The sequence below is a fragment of the Mucilaginibacter sp. P2_A4 genome, from assembly GCF_056405015.1.
The window spans coordinates 345,572-365,249 of sequence record NZ_JBFUCX010000005.1 but is presented as its reverse complement, the minus strand read 5'-3'; the positions used below and the strand labels follow the sequence as shown (position 1 = coordinate 365,249).

The 19,678-nt window shown below is 40.5% G+C and carries 18 protein-coding genes; 4 read left to right on the top strand and 14 right to left on the bottom strand.

Annotation, left to right across the window (positions count from 1 at the left end; all coding sequences use genetic code 11):
- Window positions 1-357 precede the first annotated feature (357 nt).
- A complete protein-coding gene (locus tag AC1DYB_RS12680) occupies window positions 358-2,370 on the bottom strand; it encodes a glycoside hydrolase family 127 protein (protein WP_477435347.1) in 2,013 nt (670 codons plus the stop codon).
- Window positions 2,371-2,587: 217 nt separating this feature from the next.
- Here AC1DYB_RS12680 and AC1DYB_RS12675 point away from each other — a divergent pair, with 217 nt between their 5' ends.
- From AC1DYB_RS12675 to AC1DYB_RS12665, 3 genes are all read left to right on the top strand, one after another.
- A complete protein-coding gene (locus AC1DYB_RS12675) occupies window positions 2,588-3,025 on the top strand; it encodes a hypothetical protein (protein WP_477435345.1) in 438 nt (145 codons plus the stop codon).
- A 241-nt stretch (window positions 3,026-3,266) separates the two neighbouring features.
- Window positions 3,267-3,620 (top strand): hypothetical protein, encoded by a 354-nt coding sequence (locus AC1DYB_RS12670; protein ID WP_295719676.1) that lies wholly within the window; start codon window positions 3,267-3,269, stop codon window positions 3,618-3,620.
- 325 nt (window positions 3,621-3,945) lie between these two features.
- Window positions 3,946-4,566: an L-threonylcarbamoyladenylate synthase gene (locus tag AC1DYB_RS12665; RefSeq protein WP_295719681.1), complete on the top strand. Its 621-nt coding sequence runs from the start codon at window positions 3,946-3,948 to the stop codon at window positions 4,564-4,566.
- A 189-nt stretch (window positions 4,567-4,755) separates the two neighbouring features.
- On the opposite strand, the gene trpA is transcribed toward AC1DYB_RS12665, so the two are convergent.
- Genes trpA through trpD form a run of 3 tightly spaced genes read right to left on the bottom strand, consistent with a single transcriptional unit; the run spans window position 4,756 to window position 8,336 of the window.
- Window positions 4,756-5,526 (bottom strand): tryptophan synthase subunit alpha, encoded by a 771-nt coding sequence (gene trpA, locus AC1DYB_RS12660; RefSeq protein ID WP_477435343.1) that lies wholly within the window; start codon window positions 5,524-5,526, stop codon window positions 4,756-4,758.
- A 9-nt stretch (window positions 5,527-5,535) separates the two neighbouring features.
- A complete protein-coding gene (locus tag AC1DYB_RS12655; protein WP_477435341.1) occupies window positions 5,536-7,344 on the bottom strand; it encodes a bifunctional phosphoribosylanthranilate isomerase/tryptophan synthase subunit beta in 1,809 nt (602 codons plus the stop codon).
- A 2-nt stretch (window positions 7,345-7,346) separates the two neighbouring features.
- The gene (gene trpD, locus AC1DYB_RS12650) at window positions 7,347-8,336 is read right to left on the bottom strand and encodes an anthranilate phosphoribosyltransferase (RefSeq protein WP_477435339.1); all 990 of its coding nucleotides are present in this window, start codon (window positions 8,334-8,336) and stop codon (window positions 7,347-7,349) included.
- A 390-nt stretch (window positions 8,337-8,726) separates the two neighbouring features.
- On the opposite strand from trpD, the gene AC1DYB_RS12645 reads away from it, so the two are divergent.
- Window positions 8,727-9,668: an ion channel gene (locus tag AC1DYB_RS12645; protein ID WP_477435337.1), complete on the top strand. Its 942-nt coding sequence runs from the start codon at window positions 8,727-8,729 to the stop codon at window positions 9,666-9,668.
- 115 nt (window positions 9,669-9,783) lie between these two features.
- On the opposite strand, the gene AC1DYB_RS12640 is transcribed toward AC1DYB_RS12645, so the two are convergent.
- The 10 genes from AC1DYB_RS12640 to AC1DYB_RS12595 all read right to left on the bottom strand — a co-directional run bounded on the left by AC1DYB_RS12640 (window position 9,784) and on the right by AC1DYB_RS12595 (window position 19,510).
- A complete protein-coding gene (locus tag AC1DYB_RS12640; RefSeq protein ID WP_477435335.1) occupies window positions 9,784-10,599 on the bottom strand; it encodes an SDR family oxidoreductase in 816 nt (271 codons plus the stop codon).
- Window positions 10,586-11,419, bottom strand: coding sequence for a glycosyltransferase family 2 protein (locus AC1DYB_RS12635; RefSeq protein WP_295719696.1), 834 nt, complete (start codon window positions 11,417-11,419; stop codon window positions 10,586-10,588). Before AC1DYB_RS12635 ends, AC1DYB_RS12640 begins: the two co-directional genes overlap by 14 nt.
- A gap of 3 nt (window positions 11,420-11,422) precedes the next feature.
- Window positions 11,423-12,040: a recombination mediator RecR gene (gene recR / locus AC1DYB_RS12630; protein WP_295719698.1), complete on the bottom strand. Its 618-nt coding sequence runs from the start codon at window positions 12,038-12,040 to the stop codon at window positions 11,423-11,425.
- A gap of 117 nt (window positions 12,041-12,157) precedes the next feature.
- A complete protein-coding gene (locus AC1DYB_RS12625) occupies window positions 12,158-13,012 on the bottom strand; it encodes an AMP nucleosidase (RefSeq protein ID WP_295719700.1) in 855 nt (284 codons plus the stop codon).
- Between the two features lie 143 nt (window positions 13,013-13,155).
- Window positions 13,156-14,394, bottom strand: a complete 1,239-nt coding sequence (clpX, locus tag AC1DYB_RS12620; RefSeq protein ID WP_477399766.1) for an ATP-dependent Clp protease ATP-binding subunit ClpX — start codon at window positions 14,392-14,394, stop codon at window positions 13,156-13,158.
- Between the two features lie 155 nt (window positions 14,395-14,549).
- Window positions 14,550-15,281 carry an ATP-dependent Clp protease proteolytic subunit gene (locus AC1DYB_RS12615; RefSeq protein WP_295719705.1) on the bottom strand — a complete coding sequence of 244 codons (732 nt, stop codon included), beginning with the start codon at window positions 15,279-15,281 and terminating at the stop codon, window positions 14,550-14,552.
- A 288-nt stretch (window positions 15,282-15,569) separates the two neighbouring features.
- Window positions 15,570-16,925, bottom strand: coding sequence for a trigger factor (tig, locus tag AC1DYB_RS12610; protein WP_295719707.1), 1,356 nt, complete (start codon window positions 16,923-16,925; stop codon window positions 15,570-15,572).
- Window positions 16,926-17,039: 114 nt separating this feature from the next.
- Window positions 17,040-18,017, bottom strand: a complete 978-nt coding sequence (locus AC1DYB_RS12605) for a c-type cytochrome (RefSeq protein ID WP_477435332.1) — start codon at window positions 18,015-18,017, stop codon at window positions 17,040-17,042.
- A gap of 40 nt (window positions 18,018-18,057) precedes the next feature.
- Entirely contained in the window at window positions 18,058-18,780 is a 723-nt protein-coding gene (locus AC1DYB_RS12600) for a head GIN domain-containing protein (protein ID WP_477435330.1), read from the bottom strand.
- A gap of 124 nt (window positions 18,781-18,904) precedes the next feature.
- Window positions 18,905-19,510: a GIN domain-containing protein gene (locus tag AC1DYB_RS12595; RefSeq protein ID WP_295719715.1), complete on the bottom strand. Its 606-nt coding sequence runs from the start codon at window positions 19,508-19,510 to the stop codon at window positions 18,905-18,907.
- Window positions 19,511-19,678: the final 168 nt, after the last annotated feature.

The following is a 19,678-nucleotide window of genomic DNA, read 5'->3' as shown; positions in this document are numbered from 1 at the left end:
GAAAATGCATCTTTTCCATTAATGACTTATTTTATTAATAAGCCGTGCCCGAAGGAGTATAAAGAAAAGACAGGCTACCCATCGGACAAATCAGTATGATCGTACCACACCTTCAGACTCTGTTCTTCGGAACCATGCTCAGCAACAGGCATTAAGCACTATAACTCGTTCGGCCATGCTGCACGGCTATACAAAAATATGTCATTTAACCTTTAGAGGCCACAGGATTTTACAACTCAGGATGACAAAAAGGGTTTTAGCAAATACCTCATGGGTATTAGATGTACACTTATATCAACAAGCTTACAATCATCTCATTATAAAATATCTCAAAATAACGACGGAGATTAAGTTCCTCTACTTACTCAGCAGGTCAACAAATTTTACCTGCTCCGGGAACCATACTGTCATCTCTCCTTTACCCCTATTTGCCCATGAATAATAAGGAATAGCTGTTAAAGTACTGTTACCGGTACTTACATTTTGAGCAGCCTCATCAACATTAACACTTTTCACTTCGGCCTTTAAAGTCATAACGCCATTTAGCAAATTAGCATCATATGATGGGGTAAAAACAACATCCTTAGGTATAATGAAACTACTGGGTTTACCAGCGTTATCCTTCCACTCGGCGCAGTACATGATGGGGCCGCGCTGGATAGCAACTTTACCATTATCGTCATTCAATTTTTGGTTGGCAATAACGCGCTGCACGTCCATAGGCAGGGTTAGTTCAACTTTATCGTTCTTTTTCCATTTTTTGCTGATTACCGCATATCCATGCTCCATTTGGTAATCAATAGCTTTGCCGTTCACTTTGATTGCTATTTTTTGTGCCGATGACTTTTCATAGCTGTACAGATCAGACGGGATAGCTTCATTTTGCGCCCATCCCGGTATACGGATCCTGAGATTCATATCCATAGCAGCGGTAGGATCAATATTGAATACCAAGCCGCCATCCCATGGGTAATTATTTTGCTGGGTTATTTTAAGCGCTTTATCATTCACTTTTAAATTTGCCGATCCGCTGATGAACAGGTTCACATAAACATCCTTTCCGTTTTGCGCGTACATATACCCGGGGATAGACGGAATAAGGCGTACAATATTGGTTGGGCAGCATGAGCAGGTAAACCAACCAGAACGCTCACGTTCAATATCCGGATGTGTAAAGCTATCGCGGATCTGCATGGCATTGGTGTAAAAAAAAGATTTACCGTCAAGCCCCACGCCCGATATTAATCCATTATATAAGGTTTTCTCCAACAGATCTATGTATTTAGAATCGCCATGGAGTAAAAACATACGTTGGTTCCAAAATACGTTGCCTATGGCCGCACAAGTTTCATTGTAAGCGGTTGTGTTAGGCAATTCGTAATTGCCGCCAAAGCGTTCCCCATCTCCAACAGCACCAATACTGCCTTGCACGTATATTTTCTTGCTTACCATGTTCTCCCATATTTTGTCAATGGCAGCTATGTATTCTTTATCACCGGTAAGCGCGGCAACATCTGTCATTCCCGAGTATAGGTACATAGCCCGTACAGCATGTCCTTCGGCTTCATCCTGGTTGGTAACAGGAGTATTATCCTGCCAGTAAACACCATTCTCGAATGGATTTTTGCTTTTTGTATTATATTCCTTGTGACCACGGGCATCAATAAAAAATTTGGCCAGGTCAAGATATTCCTTTTTGCCACTGATGCGGTACAGGCGTACCAGGCCCATTTCCACAATCTCGTGCCCAGGTGCTACAGTTCTTTTACCCGGGCCAAAAGTGCGTACCAGCAAATCGGCATTTTTTAGGGCGATGTTTAAAAAGTTACGTTTGCCTGTGGCCATATAATGAGCGGCAGCGGCTTCAAACATGTGACCGCAGTTATATAGCTCATGGCTCATGTTTTGCTCGTTAACCCATCTTTCGGGCCCTGCCCAGGCTTGTGGATGTATGGGATCAATGGTACGGGCGGTGTATAGGTAACCATCTGGTTCCTGTGCCTTGCCAACTATGGTAATAAGCGAATCGAGGTAATGATCCAGTTGTTTATCGGGATGAACGGCTAAAGAGTAAGAGGCACCCTCAATGGTTTTATAAATATCGGTATCATCAAAAGGGTAGGTAGTACAAAACTTGCCCGAGTGAGCAGCCGCCATTTGAAAGTTTTTAACCCTGCCAGTACTTTCGCAACGCGCGAAAGACGCCGGAATTGTTGCTGTCCGATTGGTTTCGATACGCGAGGTCCAAAAATGATCGGTAAGCTTTACACTGGTAAACGAAACCGGCTGTATGGGGTAATCCTGCTGTTTTTGCGCAAATGCCGAAAAGCTGCAGCATACAGCTATTAATAAACAGATTTTTTTATTCATAACGGGTTAAAATAATAGGCTACAATAAAAGGTACTATATTTCAAATGTACATTAATTGTTCTTTTTACAATAATTAATTTTAGCATGTAGTAGCCTAAAATTAGCTCAATAGAAAATCAATTTAAAACACTGATAATTTATGTAATTTATATAGTACTTTGTATTGCATAATACTATATAAAACATTTATCTTTATTTAAATTTAATAATCAACAAATGAAAACAGTATTCAACTTAAAAAAAACGCTTATCATCATCTTTTTGATGATAGCCGGCACCACAGCAGTTTTTGCACAGTGCGACCAAACCGTAACCTTAACATCATCAAAAACAAGTCAGCTTGATGACCAGGGAAACATTGACAGCAGGGATGAACACACGGTTATTACTATTTCTAAAACAGAAATAACCATTGTTCCCGGAGGTGAGGATCATAAGATGTCGGGACAAATCAGCTCAAAAACCTGCGACTGGAAAACGCCTTTTAAAGAAGGTAAAACAGTTATTAAAGCAAAACTTAGTGATGAAAATGGCGACCACGAAAAAAACGCCACTATAACTATTACCGGTGCAGCGGGCAAAGTTACCCTTACGTTTGAAGCCGAGGAAAAGCCAGGAAAGAAGATCCAGGTAATAGCCGATAAATTTGAGTAGGCTTAACAGTTTCTCTTTGCGTGAGATGAATGCCTTTCACCTCACGCTTTTTTATGCCAATAGCCGTCCTCCCCTTACAAGGTGCAATCTGTATTCTGCCCAAAACCTTTATTTGAATCATTTATAAATTTCGTACCTCCGGCACATTTTCATCATGGACAAATTGAATGAAACTTAACCTATTGTTCATGATAAATTTTAATAGGGATTTTACTTTTACCGGCAGATAAAAACAACATCCATGAAAAGAAAATTTTTAACAACTGCCTTGTTATCATTATGCTTTTTAACCTGTTTTGCTGCCTTTGCCGATTTCGCCGGCAAATGGGCGGGCATCCTCACCACAGACAATGGTGATCAATATCCACTGGTTTATAACTTTAAAATTGATGGCGATAAATTAACCGGCACCGCACAAACACCTAAAGGCGAACTACCTATTGATGACGGTAAAATAAACGGCGATAAATTCACATTCACCGTAACGTTAGGCGATATGGAGATTCCGCATAGCGGCAAGTTTTATGGCGACTCAATCGGGGTTGATATTGCGGTAAATGGAGCTAAGGCGCACACCACGTTGAAAAGGAAATAGGCAATTTACCTGTTATCCGGGAAAAGTATTTTGGCCCGGCACTTATAAATGCCAGGCAGTTTTCACTGTTAATATCCGTCATAGCACAATCATTATCTTAACAGTTGTTCTTCAAGGTGAACTGTAACACTGTCTCCTACCCTTTCCCAATCACCTTTCCAACCTCCTTGGTTTGGGCTTTTTTTAGGGTTGCCGTGAATTGAATATTCAGCTTACTTAAATGATTTAAAGTTCCATATTATAAAGTTATGCGTATTTATAAAGCGTTATAACTATGAAACGCACATTTTTTAAACTAACTTAAAGGTATATTTGTGTAACTATTATGCTCATTAAAATATACCCCGAAAACCCGAACCCCAAAGCGATAGAACAGGTTGTGGATGTGTTGCGCAAAGGCGGCCTGATCATTTATCCTACTGATACTATTTATGGTCTGGGTTGTGATATTACCAATCATAGAGCCATAGAAGCCATCTGCAAGATCAGGAATATTAAACCCGAAAAGGCTAATTTCTCCTTTATCTGTTATGATCTCAGTCACATATCTGATTATATCAAGCCAATAGATAATACCACCTTCCGGGTGCTTAAAAAAGCCTTGCCGGGGCCGTTCACTTTTATATTTAATGCCAGCCACATGGTGCCAAAGCTCTTGAGCTCCAACAAAAAAACGGTTGGTATCAGGGTACCCGATAATAATATAGCCCGCGAAATTGTACGTGTTTTGGGCAATCCCATACTTTCAACCTCTATAAAAGACGACGATGAAATTATGGAATATGCTACCGATCCTGAGCTGATCCACGAGAAATACGAAGACTTGGTTGATATAGTGATTGACGGCGGCTATGGCGATAACGTGGCATCAACCGTAGTAGACTGCACTGCCGGCGACTTTGAAATTATCCGTGAAGGTAAAGGTGATTTGGAAATGTATTTGTAACGACAGATCCGTTAAAATCAATTCCACCTTTAGAGATTTACAGATTTTTCCATCCACCTATGACGTGTTTTTGGGGGCTGTCATGGTGAGCCTGTCGAACCATGCGGGCAAAGGCCTCTCCGCTCGAGTCTTCGACAGGCTCAGACTGACAGGCCTTTTGGAATGTGTTTCAACTTACCTTCTTTCGCATTACGGCCTTATCGATTTTATAAATCCCGGAATTTTTTCCATATACCCTTCTTCGGCTAAAAGTTTTACAAACTTACTGCCCACAATGGCGCCGTTTGCATAAGTGCAGGCTTGTTTAAAGGTATTATTGTCTGATATCCCGAAGCCAATTATTGTTGGATTTTTTAACTCCATAGCTTTAATGCGCTTGTAGTAATCCTCAATGCTATTAGTAAGCTGCAAACTACCGCCGGTTATAGATGAGGAAGATAACAGGTAAATGAAGCTATTGCTCAATGCATCAATCTTGCGGATACGATCTTCGGATGTTTGAGGTGTAACCAGGAATATATTGCTCAGGTTATTATCAATAAAATAACTGGAATACATCTGCTCGTATTCGTACATAGGCAAATCCGGAACTATAATACCATCAACACCCAGTTCGGCCGCTTTTTTGCAGAAACGTTCGATACCGTATTGTACTATCGGGTTAAAATATCCCATCAGCAGGATAGGGATTGTTACCCTTTTTCGCAGCTCGGTTAGTTCCTCAAATAATACATTTAAGGTCATCCCGTTTTCTAAAGCCCGTTCAGAACTATGCTGAATGGTGGGACCGTCGGCAACAGGATCAGAATATGGAAAACCTATTTCCAGAAAATCAGCTCCGGCTTTTTCCAACGCCGCGGCAATATCAACTGTGGTATTTATTGCAGGATACCCGGCTGTAAAGTAGATGGATAACAGGTTATCCTTTTTTGATGTGAAAAGCTGGTTTAAACGGTTCATTATATCGAACTAAAAATTAAAATATTTAATATATGTATCCAGATCCTTATCTCCTCTGCCAGAGATACAAATCACTACTGTATCATCGGTCTTGAATGTCATTTTCTCCAGCTGCGCCAATGCGTGTGCTGTTTCAATTGCCGGGATAATGCCTTCCATTTGTGAACACAGTAAACCTGCCTGCAAAGCTTCATCATCGGTAATGCTGGTGTATTGCGCGCGGTTTATTTTATACAAATGCGCATGCTGGGGACCAATACCGGGATAATCTAACCCTGCCGAAATAGAATATGGCTCTACAACCTGCCCGTCCGGCGTTTGCATCAGTATGGTACGGCTGCCATGCAATACTCCTTCATGGCCCAAAAAGGTTGTTGCTGCCGAGTGGCCGCTATCAACACCTTTACCTGCAGCTTCAACAGCAATGAGTTTTACCTGTTCATCATCTAAAAAATGGTAAAACATCCCCATTGCATTACTGCCACCGCCCACGCAGGCCATCACATATTCGGGGAGCTCTTTACCAGTTTGTTCAAGTAACTGTTTTTTTGTTTCTTCGGATATAACCGATTGAAAACGGGCCACCATATCGGGATATGGGTAAGGACCAACAACCGACCCAATGATGTAATGCGTATCAACCGGGTTAGCAATCCAGTCGCGCATGGCTTCGTTTGTGGCATCCTTAAGTGTTTTACTGCCAGATGAAGCCGGTTTTACCGTAGCACCCAACATTTTCATGCGCGATACATTAGGAGCCTGGCGGGCCATGTCAATCTCGCCCATATATACAACACATTCTATCCCCATCAGGGCACAAACTGTGGCTGTGGCTACGCCATGCTGCCCGGCGCCGGTTTCGGCAATGATGCGTTTTTTACCCAGGCGTTTAGCCAGTAAGATCTGCCCTATGGCATTATTGATCTTATGCGAACCTGTGTGGTTCAGATCCTCGCGCTTAAAAAATATATTGGCACCATACTTTTCAGAATATCTTTTAGCATGATATAAAGGCGAAGGCCGGCCTACATAATTTTTCAACAGGTCGTTAAATTCAGCTTTGAAACCGGCATCGTTAATGATGCTGAGGTATTGCTGTCTTAGTTCCTCCACGTTTGGGTACAGCATTTCGGGGATGTAGGCGCCGCCAAAATCGCCGTAATAACCATGTTCGTTAACTCCGTACTTCATTGGTAATATTTTGTTTCTGATAATATCAAATGCTTGTTTTAGCTTGCTGATGTCTTTTACACCAGGCGCCGTTTCAAAACGACTATTCAGATCAACCCCATAAAATTGCGGGTGATCAATCTTTTTTATTTCATCCAGGTTATCCAAACTGATGCCACCCGATAAAAAGAATGGGACACCCAGTTTGTAGTTATTCAACATATCCCAGTTAAATGTTTTACCGGAACCACCATAAGCAGCGGTTTTGGTATCGAACAGAAAATAATCAACTTTGTTCTCATAAGTTGCAAGCTCATCGAAATTAAAATCATCATCCAATCCAAAAGCTTTAAAAACAGTAACCCTATTCCTGAAACTGTTGCTAAACTCCGCGCTTTCATCGCCATGCAACTGGATCACATCAAAAGCATATTTATCTATCAATGAGTTTATAGTCTCCGCACTTTCATTTACAAAAACTGCAGTTTTCAGGATGTTTGCAGGCAAATCTTTCAATACATCCCCCGATAATTCAGCAACGTATCTTGGCGAAAGGCCGTAACATATAAAGCCTACGTAATCCGGCCCTAAGGCTGCTACGGCTTTTATATTTTCCGGATCTCTTAAACCACAAACTTTTATTTTCATGCTTAGTTCTGCAATAAAAGATTAAAACTGTTAAGGGCCTTTTTAGTTAACAAAGCTTCCTCAGCCTCATAAAAACAATCGGCAAAAGTTTTTTCGGGGCAGATGGTTTTTATGGCCAGTGCAGCGTTTGAAAGCACTACATTATTTTGTGCCGTGGTTCCGTTAGCATGAAGCACACTGCTAAATATCGCCGCCGATGCACTTACAGTATCTCCACCGGCAATATCAGCGGGATTCAATTTCTCGAACCCTAAACCTTCAACACTATTTATCTTTTCACCTTCGGCAGAGAATGTTTTAAAATCGCAGGTGAGCGAAACCTCATCATAACCCTCCAAAGCATTTACTATAGTGTATTTAATACTTGATTTTTGGTAAAGATAAGCATACACACGCGCCAGCTCCAGGTTAAACACCCCCACCAGTTGATTTTCTGGCTTTGCTGGGTTAACAAGGGGACCAAGCATATTAAAAAAGGTTTTTACAGCCAATTCTTTGCGTATGGGGGCCACAGTTTTCATAGCGGGGTGAAATAACGGCGCATGCAAAAAACAAATATTTGCCTTATCAATTCCTCTTTTCAGCTTATCAGCATCATTGGTAAACTGATAGCCTAAATACTCCATCACGTTTGATGATCCGCAACCCGATGATACGCCATAGTTACCGTGTTTGGCCACTTTGTAACCCGCGCCGGCAACCACAAATGAAGCCAGTGTGGAGATATTGAACGTATCCTTTCCATCGCCACCTGTGCCGCAAAGATCTATCAGTTCTCCTGTTTCCAGATCAATTGGCAGGCAAAGCTCCAGCATGGCGTCCCGGAAACCTTCCAGCTCATTTACGGTAATACTGCGCATGCAATAGGCCGTCATAAAAGCTGCCATTTGCGAGTTGTTGTACTTGCCCTGCGCAATGTTCATCAAAATAACTTTCGACTGCTCCCTGCTGAAGGTTTTGTGTTCAAAAAGGTGATTAAGTATCTGTTTCATATGCTCGCCCCCGCCCTCCCAAAAGGAGGATTTTTTGATTTACGTTATTTATTATTTGCCCCGGTTTATCGCTCCCCCTTCAGGAGCCCGTGAGACATAAAAAAAGGGTTACCGTATGGCAACCCTTCTGAATATTGTGTTTAAAAAACAAAAAAACGGAATTGCCTCACGATTACTCGTTAAGCCACCACCAATTGTTATTTAATGCGTTCATTTTCATTTACGCCACAAATATGGAAATAGTTTTTATAAAAACAAACAGATTGATAAATTTACAGAGAAGCAATTATTGAATTACTGAATTATCGATTTACTGAATTGGCAAAGGCGGCCCCCTTTCGTTATAAAAATCAATAATTCACTAAATCACTAATTCATTAATTAAAAAAAATGTCTATACAAACGCAAAAAATAAACCCCGAAGATGACCTTGGCTTTGGTACGCAGCCGGTTGTTAAAAGCCAGCCGGTTATTAATAAGGATGGTTCTATTAATGTAAAACGTACAGGGCTGCCATTTTTTAACACCTCAAATAACTACCACGCGCTAATTACCATGAGCTGGAGTAAGTTTTGGGCAATAGTTTTAAGCGGCTATTTAACAGCCAATATTATTTTCGCCTTCATTTATGTTTCGATTGGCCCGGACGTGCTTGATGGCAAAAGTGGCAATACCAGTTTCGACCACTTTATGGATGCCTTCTTTTTTTCGGCGCAAACCATTTCAACAGTGGGTTACGGGCACATCAGCCCCAGGGGGATGGCTGCAAATAGTGTAGCCGCATTTGAATCGATGATGGGTTTGCTGGCTTTTGCCCTGGCAACAGGCTTACTTTACGGGCGCTTCTCCAGGCCATCGGCTAAAATACTGTATAGCGATAAAGTGCTGATTGCCCCATATCGTGAAAATGGCCGCGGATTAATGTTCCGCCTGGCTAATATGCGCCGCAATATTTTGATCGACCTGGAAATGGAGGTTGTATTTAGCTATAACGATGAAGTTAATGGTAAAGTGATCCGTAAATTTTTTCAGCTGGAACTGGAACGTAAGTCTGTAAGCATTTTAACCCTTAACTGGACGGTGGTACACCCGCTTGACGATAACAGCCCACTAAAAGACATTAGCCCCGAAGAGCTTGAAAGAACCCAGGCAGGGCTATCCGTTATTTTAAAAACATTTGATGATACTTTCTCCCAAACGGTTCACTCGCGCACATCTTATCAATATGATGATATTGTATGGGGTGCCAAATTTAAACCAGCCTTTCAGCGTAATGAAGAAGGACGGGTGGTGTTGGATCTGAGCACAATTAGTGACTATGAGCTGGTTTAGCAGCTTATTGGCGCTTATATTTTTCTGAACCGGAATTTTTAGAATTAATGAATTTGCAGAATTTTTAAATTAGGTAATTCTGCAAATTCAATAAATTCCGGTTCAGACACATGAATTATCTCAACAGCGGGTTCTTCTCCTTTGCAAAAACATTATACACCATCTTATCTAAAAAAGCTGGCAATAACTTGCTCAACAATACGGTTAGTTTTCCTTGTGTGGTCATGATAAGGGTACGTGAGCGATTTTGAACACCATCAATAATAATTTTAGCCACCTGGTCAGGCGTCATCATCTTGTCCTCTTCCAATGTGCTTTCCCTTTGCTCAATCCCTTCATTGTTAAGCGCTGTATTGCGAATATTAGATGCGGTAAAACCGGGACAAGCAGTAAGAATATGAACACCGGTTTTCAGGTTCTCCACTCTAAGCGAATCCAGAAACCCATTCATGGCAAACTTTGAAGCGGAATACCCTGCACGGCCAGGCAGGCCTTTATAGCCGGCAATTGATGATACGCCAACTATACTGCCCTGGGTTTTGGTGATCTCGGGCAAGGCATACTTGGTACAATATACTGTTCCCCAAAAATTAACATCCATCAAGGATTTTAATACCTTCAGGTCAACATCTTTAAACAAGGCCCTCATGGATATGCCCGCATTGTTGATCAGTACATCAATTTTACCAAAAGTTGTAAGGGTTTGTTTAATGAGTTGAGCGCAATCATCCTCAACTGTTACATCGCATTGTATGGCTAATGCTTTGGTTTGATAACGCCTTTCAATATCTGCCGTTATAATGCAAAGGGTTACATACTGGCGGGCGGCAAGTACAACGGTGGCACCACGTTTGGCACATTCAATAGCTAATGATTTTCCGATGCCTGATGACGCGCCGGTAATAACTATAACTTTATCATTTAACTTCATAAGTAGACGGGAATAGCTGCGGTAGTCCCTCCACTTTAATTTCGGGCACCCTAAATAAATATTTGGTGGCGAAGATAATCATCGCGCCATAAAATTCCTTAAGGTAACTCCAGCTAAATTTAGTCCTGTTTTTAATGTTGAAGTTTATAATATATGTTTTAGAGAAATAGTAATTTTTAAAACCGGCAAGCCTGATCCGATAGCTCAGATCAATATCATATCCATAAGTATGGAAACGTTCATCAAACAGCCCGGCATGGTTAATAGCCTCTTTGCGCATGAGCATAAAAGCACCATTCAGCACATCAGTTTCTGACGTTTGAAACTCCTCTACCCAATCCTTACGCTGCATATCTGTTAAACGCGATTTTGAAAAATGTTTTGCCAAACCCGTAAGTTTGAAAAACACCTCCCATGGTTGTGTAAAGCCATGTTTCGATTCTGTTAGAAACCTGCCATCAGGCGTTATCATACGCACCCCCACGCCACCGGCATCTAAATGCAGATCCATAAATTCAAGCGACTTCTCAATTGTTTTTTTGCCTGTAATAGTATCCGCATTGACTACTAAAATATACTCTCCTGTAGCTTCTTTGATACCCTGGTTATAAGCCTTAGCCATGCCTGCATGGTATGTATTAACTATTACTTTAATATCAGGAAACTCACTCTTAATCATATCTACAGATTTATCTGTAGATGCATTGTCTATCACAAAAATCTCGTACTCAATACCCAAAGCGGCCCTTACAAGCGAATTAAGGGCAATCCTGAGCATATGACAGGTATTGTAATTTACAATGATTAAGGATAGTTTCATATCTTACTTTGACAGCGAATTTTCATACGGAACACGTGTAGCAATGGACCGCCCTAAGGTGATCTCATCTACGTACTCCAATTCCCCCCCAAAGGCTATGCCACGGGCTATGGTTGATATGGTAATATTGAAAGATTTTACTCTCTTATGAAGATAGAACAAGGTAGTATCTCCTTCCATAGTTGCGCTAAGGGCAAAAATGATCTCTTTGGTTTCATTTGCCTTTAAGCGCTCTACCAAAGTATCAACCTGCAAGTCTGATGGGCCTACCCCATCCATTGGGGATATTAAGCCCCCAAGTACATGATATACCCCGTTATATTGATTGGTATTTTCAATAGCCATTACATCCCGGGTATCTTCAACAACGCAAATCAGGCTCTGATCGCGCTTGTGGGATGAACAGATCTCGCAAACTGAATTATCAGATATATTGTGACAAACGGAGCAAAACTGAATTTCATTACGCAGTTTGCTGATAGTAGTACTAAACCGCTCCACTTCCTGCTTATCCTGGTTCAGCAAATGCAAAACCAAACGCAGGGCGGTTTTTTGGCCCACCCCCGGTAGTTTAGCAAACTCGGCAACAGCGTTTTCCAGTAATTTGGACGAAAAGTTCATTTTGCGAAGTTAACAATAAGTAGGGAAGTCCAAAAACGGGGTAAGCCCGAAAGAGCCAAATCGCTTTAAAACAACCAGTCATTTCCACCACTCACCCAATCACCCCATTCACTACCCTTAAAACTTCAGGTGCTTAACAGTTAAGCCGTTATTGATCAATTGTTTCAGTGATTCTATACCTATTTTCAAGTGCGTTTCCACGAATTGCTCACTTACTGCAGAATCACTTTCGGCGGTTTTTACACCTTCAGGAATCATTGGCTGGTCTGATACAAGCAGTAATGCTCCTGTTGGTATTTTGTTGGCGAAACCGGTTGTGAAGATGGTAGCTGTTTCCATATCAACGGCCATGGCACGCAAATCCTTCAAATACTTTTTAAACACTTTATCATGTTCCCAAACACGGCGGTTGGTTGTATAGCATGTACCTGTCCAGTAATCGCGTGAAAAATCACGAATGGTAGTAGATATGGCTTTCTGCAGGGCAAACGACGGCAATGCGGGCACTTCTGGTGGCAGGTAATCGTTTGATGTTCCTTCGCCTCTGATGGCCGCTATGGGCAGGATAAGATCGCCTACGTTGTTCTTCTTTTTAAGTCCGCCGCATTTACCTAAAAATATAACCGCTTTGGGGTGAATAGCAGTAAGCAGATCCATTACAGTAGCTGCAACCGAGCTTCCCATACCAAAGTTTATAATAGTTATACCGTTTGCAGTAACGCTTTGCATCGGTTTCTCTAAGCCCATAATTGGCGCATCATCGTTCCACTGCGAAAACAGCTGGATGTATTTAGAAAAATTGGTCAATATGATGTAATCACCAAAAGCTTCGAGCGGCCTGCCCGTATAACGCGGAAGCCAGTTGGCAACAATGGCTTCTTTTGTTTTCAATCCCGATTTTACGGGGGTACCTACTTCTTTTACTACACCTGCATCAGTAGGATTTTTTTTAACATTTAAATTTTCGTTCATATACGTAATATTTTTGCTTTTAATCTCCAATGGCAGCCCTGAAGCTGCCTGTTGAAAATTTCTGCATATACAACAAACCCCGGCGTTGCACCAGGGTCTGCATTTATTTTAATAAAGATAGCTACCTCAATTGGTATTAATTGTTAAGCTACTTTTAATTTTTTCAGATCCGATTTTTCAAATTTTTCATGTGCATAATCAAGCGTGATATGCAAACGTTTTATATCTTTTTTTGATGGGAACTCAAACATTGCATCAATCATGATAGCTTCACAAATTGATCGTAAGCCCCTTGCTCCAAGTTTAAATTCCATTGCCTTATCAACAATAAACTCAAGCACTTCATCTTCAAAATCAAGCTTTACACCCTCATATTCAAACAATTTCTTGTACTGTTTCAATAATGAGTTTTTAGGCTCAGTTAATATATTGCGTAATGCTTCCCTATCAAGCGGATTTAAATACGTTAAAATAGGTAATCGGCCAATAAGCTCTGGTATCAAGCCAAATGATTTCAAATCCTGCGGGGTAATGTACTTGTACAGGTTTTTCATATCCACCTCACCATCATCACGCTTCAATTTATAACCAACTGTTTGGGTACGCAGGCGGTTTGCTATTTTACGATCGATACCATCAAAGGCGCCACCGCAAATAAATAGTATATTACTGGTATTAACCGTGATCATTTTCTGATCCGGATGTTTACGACCACCCTGAGGGGGTACATTAACCATAGTACCTTCCAGTATTTTCAATAACGCTTGCTGTACACCTTCGCCGGATACATCCCGGGTGATACTGGCGTTGTCGCTTTTGCGGGCAATTTTATCAACCTCGTCAATATAAACAATACCTTTTTCGGCAAGAGTTACATCATAATCCGCGGCTTGCAGTAAACGGGTAAGTATGCTTTCCACATCCTCGCCCACATAGCCAGCTTCGGTTAACACGGTAGCATCGCAAATACAAAACGGAACATTAAGTACTTTAGCCAGTGTTTTTGCAAGCAGGGTTTTACCCGTACCTGTTTCACCAACCATAATGATGTTTGATTTTTCAATCTCAACTTCATCTTTATCAATACGCTGATTAAGGCGTTTGTAATGATTGTATACGGCTACGGATAATATCTTTTTGGCATCGTCCTGCCCGATAACATATTGATCCAGGTGAGTCTTGATCTCGTATGGTTTAAGCAAAGCCGGAGCCAAAGGCGAGGCTTTTACTTTACGTACCTTTAACTCCTCAGCTAATATTTCATTAGCCTGGTTAACGCACTTATCACAAATATGAGCGTCGAGCCCCGCAATCAACATCAGGGAATCCTGTTTACCAGCGCCACAAAACGAACATCTGATTTCCTTACTGTTCTTATTCATCTGATTCTTTACTTAATCAAAATTAGTTAATTGGAGTGAGATATCAAAGTAAGGAGCAATAAGCGGTGAATAGAGAGTGGTGAGCAGTGAATGGTGAAAATATTATTCTTTCACTCTTACCATTCACTACTCACCCTTCACCACTCACCTTTCACTTATACTTTCTTACCTTTGCTGCCTTTTAAAATCTCATCTACCATTCCAAACTCTTTGGCTTCTTCGGCAATCATCCAGTAATCACGATCAGATGCATCCCAAACTTTTTCATATGGTGCACCGCTATGATCGGCAATTATCTGGTACAGTTCCTTTTTCAGCTTAGTGATTTCATGGTAAGTGATTTCAATATCTGATTGCTGGCCCTGCGCGCCTCCCGATGGTTGGTGGATCATTACCCTTGCATGTGGCAATGCGGCCCTCTTACCTTCGGTACCTGCACATAATAATACGGCAGCCATTGAGGCAGCCATACCTGTACAAATTGTTGCTACATCATTTGAAATGAATTGCATGGTATCATAAATACCTAAACCTGCATAAACCGAGCCTCCAGGTGAATTGATATAGATCTGGATATCACGTTTACTATCTGCCGATTGCAGGAATAGCAATTGAGCCTGAATAATGTTTGCAATATTTTCATAAATAGCATCACCCAGGAAAATGATACGATCCATCATCAAACGTGAGAACACGTCCATCTGGGCCACATTTAGCTGGCGTTCCTCAATAATATAAGGAGTCATGCCGGTTGGTACAGTTGCAATACCACTTGGGGTACGACTGTGCTCAATATTTGAAATATATTTATCTACGTAAATACTGTTAATACGGTGGTGTTTAACAGCGTAATTTCTGAATTCGTTTTTATCGATGTTACTACTCATGGTTTTTGTGTATGTTAATTTTAGGTGCAGGCTTTTTGCCTGCGATAAATATAGTTTTTAGTTGAATACAATTTTAGAAAGATAGTTTGTATAAAGTAAAAATTATTTTTGTTGATGAAGGTTAAAGGACTACCATTAGGTTCCGTTTTACCGGTTCTTCGATACCGTCATTGCTTCGTACCTCGCAATGACGCTTTTTTTAAGTACGCCTTTTAACAATATGCTATTATACACCAAAAGCAACCTTGTGAGTTGCTTTTGGTAAATTTTATATTCAAAATTGGATTCTTATTTTTCAGAAACCAATTTATTAAAATCGGTAAACAAAATATCCTGTTTATCTAAAGTGATAACACTTTTAATAAAATCAAATACCCTTAATGCTTTTACCTCTTCAAATATCTTGTTAGCATTCTCTTTGTTTTGCAGGTATTGAACAGTGTACTGCGCTAACTGATCTTCAGGGATCGGTTGCGGGCTGTACATTCTGAATTGCTGATCTAAACGTTGTTTAGCCAAAGCGAAAACTTCATCGTATTTTAATTCGATCTTGTTATCAGTAATTATTTTGTTCTCGATCAAAGTCCATTTAAGGTTTTGAGCAAAATCATTATAACCACCTTCCAGCTCTTCTGCAGTCAGTTTTTCGTTTGTAGCTTTTAACCAGCGTTTTAAAAATTCGTCAGGTAAATTAAAATCAACTTTAGCAATGCTTGTTTTGTAGATATCATCCTGCAATTTGCGTTCAGAATCCTGCACCATCATTGTTTCAAGCTCTTCGGTAATTTTAGCTGTGAATTCCGCTTCGGTTGTTACTACACCTTCACCAAATAATTTGTCAAAGAACTCCTGGTTCAAATCGCCTTCTTCTAACCTGTTAACATTTTTAACAGTTAACTGAAAGTTCGATTTTAAATCAGCCGCCTCGTCTTCTTCTATCTTTAATAACCCTGCAACCTTAGCTGCATCGTTATCATAAGCTTTCTGAATATCAAACGTTAATACATCTCCTTTTTTAAGGCCAATCAATGAAGCTTTAATGGCTTCATCCTTGATCTGATCTAAACGTACGGATGCCGTATTGTTTATCCCACCCTCAAAAACACTACCATCCGGAGAAAGCTGTACTAATTCACTATAAAGAACGTCATCATCTGCCGATACGTCAGGATTTGTCATTTTGCCATAGCTACGGCGAATATTTTTGATACGTGAAGCCAATGTTTCATCATCAACTTTGATCACATACTGGGTAACTTTATCATTTGATGAAAAGTCGATATTAAACTCAGGTGCTAAACCCAGTTCATAGTTAAACTCAAAATCATCGTTAAAATCCCAGTTATATTCTTTTTCACCATCAACCTTAGGCAATGGCTGGCCTAATACCTGCAGCTTTTGCTCGTCAATATAGTTTGTTAATGTATCCTGTAATAAGTTATTGATTTCTTCAACCAGTATACTTTTACCATACATTCTTTTTATATGTGATGCGGGAACCATACCCGGGCGAAAACCTGGCAATTTTGCTTTTTTTGCGTTTTCCTTTATCGCTTTATCAACACGTGGCTGATAATCTTCGGGGTTAATGTTGATTTTAACAACAGCATTCAGGGCATCTACTTTTTCCTGTGTAATATTCATCTTTCTACCGGGTATGTTAATTTGATCTATTGAAACTGTAGACCGAAAATCAATTGCGGACTATACAAATTTCGAGGCGCAAAAGTATGAATTTATTTTAATTTAATTCCTAATTTACATGGGCGTAAATTTACTTACCCTATTTTTTATCGGTTTAATTGTTCGCATATAGGCGTATATAGCTTCAAGATCGCCGGCCTTCATACCTGCATATCTATACCACGGCATAATTGACTGAAATTCAGCAGGTCCTACGTCAACCGGTTTCCGTGAGCTATCCGCATAGGTTTTAAAACGATTAACAAATTGCTCCTTTGTCCATGAACCAATACCGGTGACTTTATCAGTAGTGATATTGGCCGACCGCACAATTCCATTACCGGGTATTTTAAACTCGCGGCCACCGGCATATTCCAGCCCGGCTATTGCTTTACCCTGGTTAACCTGGCTGTGGCAATCTTTACAGGCTGCAATTGTAACCAGGTATTCGCCGTATTTCAGTGTGTCTTTTTCATTTGGTACGGCACCCAAAGTTGCTTTCTGGGGCATGGTGTGTACTAAAACGTTCAACGGAAAATCAAGCTTACGTTCGGGATAGTCTGTTTTTATTGGTTTAAGGCTGCGCAGGTAGGCTATAATAGCATAAACATCTTCCCTGCTCATTTTTGAATAGCCCGGCCAGGGCATCAGCGGAAATATAGCCGAACCATCTTTTTTAACGCCCGTGGTTATAGCACGGAATAATTCGCCATCGGTCCAGTTACTTAAATGATATGGGGTTATATTGGGCACTTGTACGTTGCCGGGAAAATCTACTTTGTTATCAAATTTTTCACCGCCCATACCATCGGTACCCTCAACCATTGGGCCTGCAAACTTTTTCCAGTCGCGGGTGGAGTGGCAGTCCATACACAAGGTTACGTGATTAGCCAGATATTTACCGCGTTCAAGGCGTTGCGGCGTTATTTCCACTTTAATATTTTCGGGTTCGCCAACATTGGGCAGGGCCAATGTAACGTATGATACACCGGCAATTACAATTAAAATTACGGCTACTACAATGTAAGCTGTATACTTTAAAAACTTTTTCATGATAAGGCAAAAGGTTGTGGGTTTTACTTACAGGCCGGCATCAATCAACCTTTTTTACAGTTGATGCCCCTGACTTATCATTATTTACTGTTGATGGCGAACCTTTATATTCAATATCGGCAGCACCGCTTGAATGTATGTTTAACGTTTTTAATACGTTGATCCTGCAATGACTTACCCCCGAGGTATTTATCTCATAATCACCAACCACAAAATCAAAGGCGTTGATCTTTGATACCCCGCTTGATTCTACACGGTGCGATGCAGCCTGCCCGGTTAAATTAAGTTCGCTCATACCACTGCCTTCGGTTATTACATTGGCCGCGTTGAGGTCAAGGTTTACCTTAGTAGCTCCCGACAGATCAAATTTAATATCGCCGGTATTTATTTTGCCGTTCGATGATACACTTACCGCGCCCGATGCGCCAATTTCTTTCAGGGAACGAATTCCTATGTTGACAACAATACTATCATCAGTGCAGAAATTCTTTTTAGATTTAATGGTTAACAGATTCCCCTCAACAGAGGTTGATACATATTTAAGGAGATTATCATCGCCGGTAATGCTAAGGGTTAATGAGCTATCCTGTTTTAAATGAACCCTAAATTCTCCAGAAATGTCCAGTTTGTTAAATTCATTGGCCTTGCGGTTTTCGGTAGTAATATTACCAGAACCATGCACACACCGGTAACGGCATGATGTAAATATACTTACCGATACCATAGCAATCAGCACCGCAATATTTAACCTGAACTTTTTCATAGTGTTTCTTTTTTATGACGTTGTTTATAAACAGGAAGTTACACCAAAAATAAAAAAAGCTACCGCATTTGAGCGATAGCTTTTCAGAATATATGATGGACTTTTGCAAAAGCTTTTTTATATATTATATACCGGCTAAATCATTTTCGTTTTTGGCAGTAGTACCGTTTGTTACTCTATCATTATAAGTACCGGCAACAAAGTTATTGTTGTTTACACTTGATTGCAGGTTGTGGTTTAAGTTATACACGGTAGCTGTACCTGTAAGCTCAATTTTAGCATTGTCGCTTACGTTAACATTGGTATTGTAAGTTTCCAATTTAAGTTTAGCAGTAGCGTTGTTGTGCAGGTTAACTTCCAGATCGATGGCAGATAAGTTACCAAATGATTTTACCTCGGCATTATCATAAGCACTGATGGCACGCAGATCATTTGCTGTTACCCATACTACCAATTTTTCTGCAGTGTATGATGCAATGCGCAATACACCTTTTGAGCTTTGCACCAAAGCGCTTTCGGCATAATATTTATTGTAAACCTTCACCTGGTCTGTTGTGCCGGCAGATACGTAAAGCTCCACATTACCGCGGATTTCGATTTTGCTGATGTTGCTTACATCGGTTAAAACAGTAGCAACAGTTTGAGTATTTTTTGTAGATGCGAAAGTTGATGTTGATAAACCAGCTACTAAAACTAATGAAGCGGCGATGGTAAAGAATGTTGTTTTCATGATATTAATATTTTGATTGTCAAGTGATTGTGTTTTTATATTTTTAAATACACCAATAAGACGCCACCATTTTTAAAACGTTACAGCCATTTTGGGTGAATTAGATGTACACCCTGTTTTCATCGGCCAACGGGGTGAAAACATCGGTGAATGGCGGAAGATTTTTTT

Coding starts and splice junctions, on each gene's coding strand:
- AC1DYB_RS12655 (WP_477435341.1), bottom strand. CDS start 7,344: ATGAAAATAAAAGTTTGTGGTTTAAGAGATCCGGAAAATATAAAAGCC.
- AC1DYB_RS12595 (WP_295719715.1), bottom strand. CDS start 19,510: ATGAAAACAACATTCTTTACCATCGCCGCTTCATTAGTTTTAGTAGCT.
- AC1DYB_RS12615 (WP_295719705.1), bottom strand. CDS start 15,281: ATGAGTAGTAACATCGATAAAAACGAATTCAGAAATTACGCTGTTAAA.
- AC1DYB_RS12680 (WP_477435347.1), bottom strand. CDS start 2,370: ATGAATAAAAAAATCTGTTTATTAATAGCTGTATGCTGCAGCTTTTCG.
- AC1DYB_RS12670 (WP_295719676.1), top strand. CDS start 3,267: ATGAAAAGAAAATTTTTAACAACTGCCTTGTTATCATTATGCTTTTTA.
- clpX (WP_477399766.1), bottom strand. CDS start 14,394: ATGAATAAGAACAGTAAGGAAATCAGATGTTCGTTTTGTGGCGCTGGT.
- recR (WP_295719698.1), bottom strand. CDS start 12,040: ATGAACTTTTCGTCCAAATTACTGGAAAACGCTGTTGCCGAGTTTGCT.
- tig (WP_295719707.1), bottom strand. CDS start 16,925: ATGAATATTACACAGGAAAAAGTAGATGCCCTGAATGCTGTTGTTAAA.
- AC1DYB_RS12640 (WP_477435335.1), bottom strand. CDS start 10,599: ATGAAGTTAAATGATAAAGTTATAGTTATTACCGGCGCGTCATCAGGC.
- AC1DYB_RS12645 (WP_477435337.1), top strand. CDS start 8,727: ATGTCTATACAAACGCAAAAAATAAACCCCGAAGATGACCTTGGCTTT.
- trpA (WP_477435343.1), bottom strand. CDS start 5,526: ATGAACCGTTTAAACCAGCTTTTCACATCAAAAAAGGATAACCTGTTA.
- AC1DYB_RS12605 (WP_477435332.1), bottom strand. CDS start 18,017: ATGAAAAAGTTTTTAAAGTATACAGCTTACATTGTAGTAGCCGTAATT.
- AC1DYB_RS12675 (WP_477435345.1), top strand. CDS start 2,588: ATGAAAACAGTATTCAACTTAAAAAAAACGCTTATCATCATCTTTTTG.
- AC1DYB_RS12665 (WP_295719681.1), top strand. CDS start 3,946: ATGCTCATTAAAATATACCCCGAAAACCCGAACCCCAAAGCGATAGAA.
- AC1DYB_RS12600 (WP_477435330.1), bottom strand. CDS start 18,780: ATGAAAAAGTTCAGGTTAAATATTGCGGTGCTGATTGCTATGGTATCG.
- AC1DYB_RS12625 (WP_295719700.1), bottom strand. CDS start 13,012: ATGAACGAAAATTTAAATGTTAAAAAAAATCCTACTGATGCAGGTGTA.
- trpD (WP_477435339.1), bottom strand. CDS start 8,336: ATGAAACAGATACTTAATCACCTTTTTGAACACAAAACCTTCAGCAGG.
- AC1DYB_RS12635 (WP_295719696.1), bottom strand. CDS start 11,419: ATGAAACTATCCTTAATCATTGTAAATTACAATACCTGTCATATGCTC.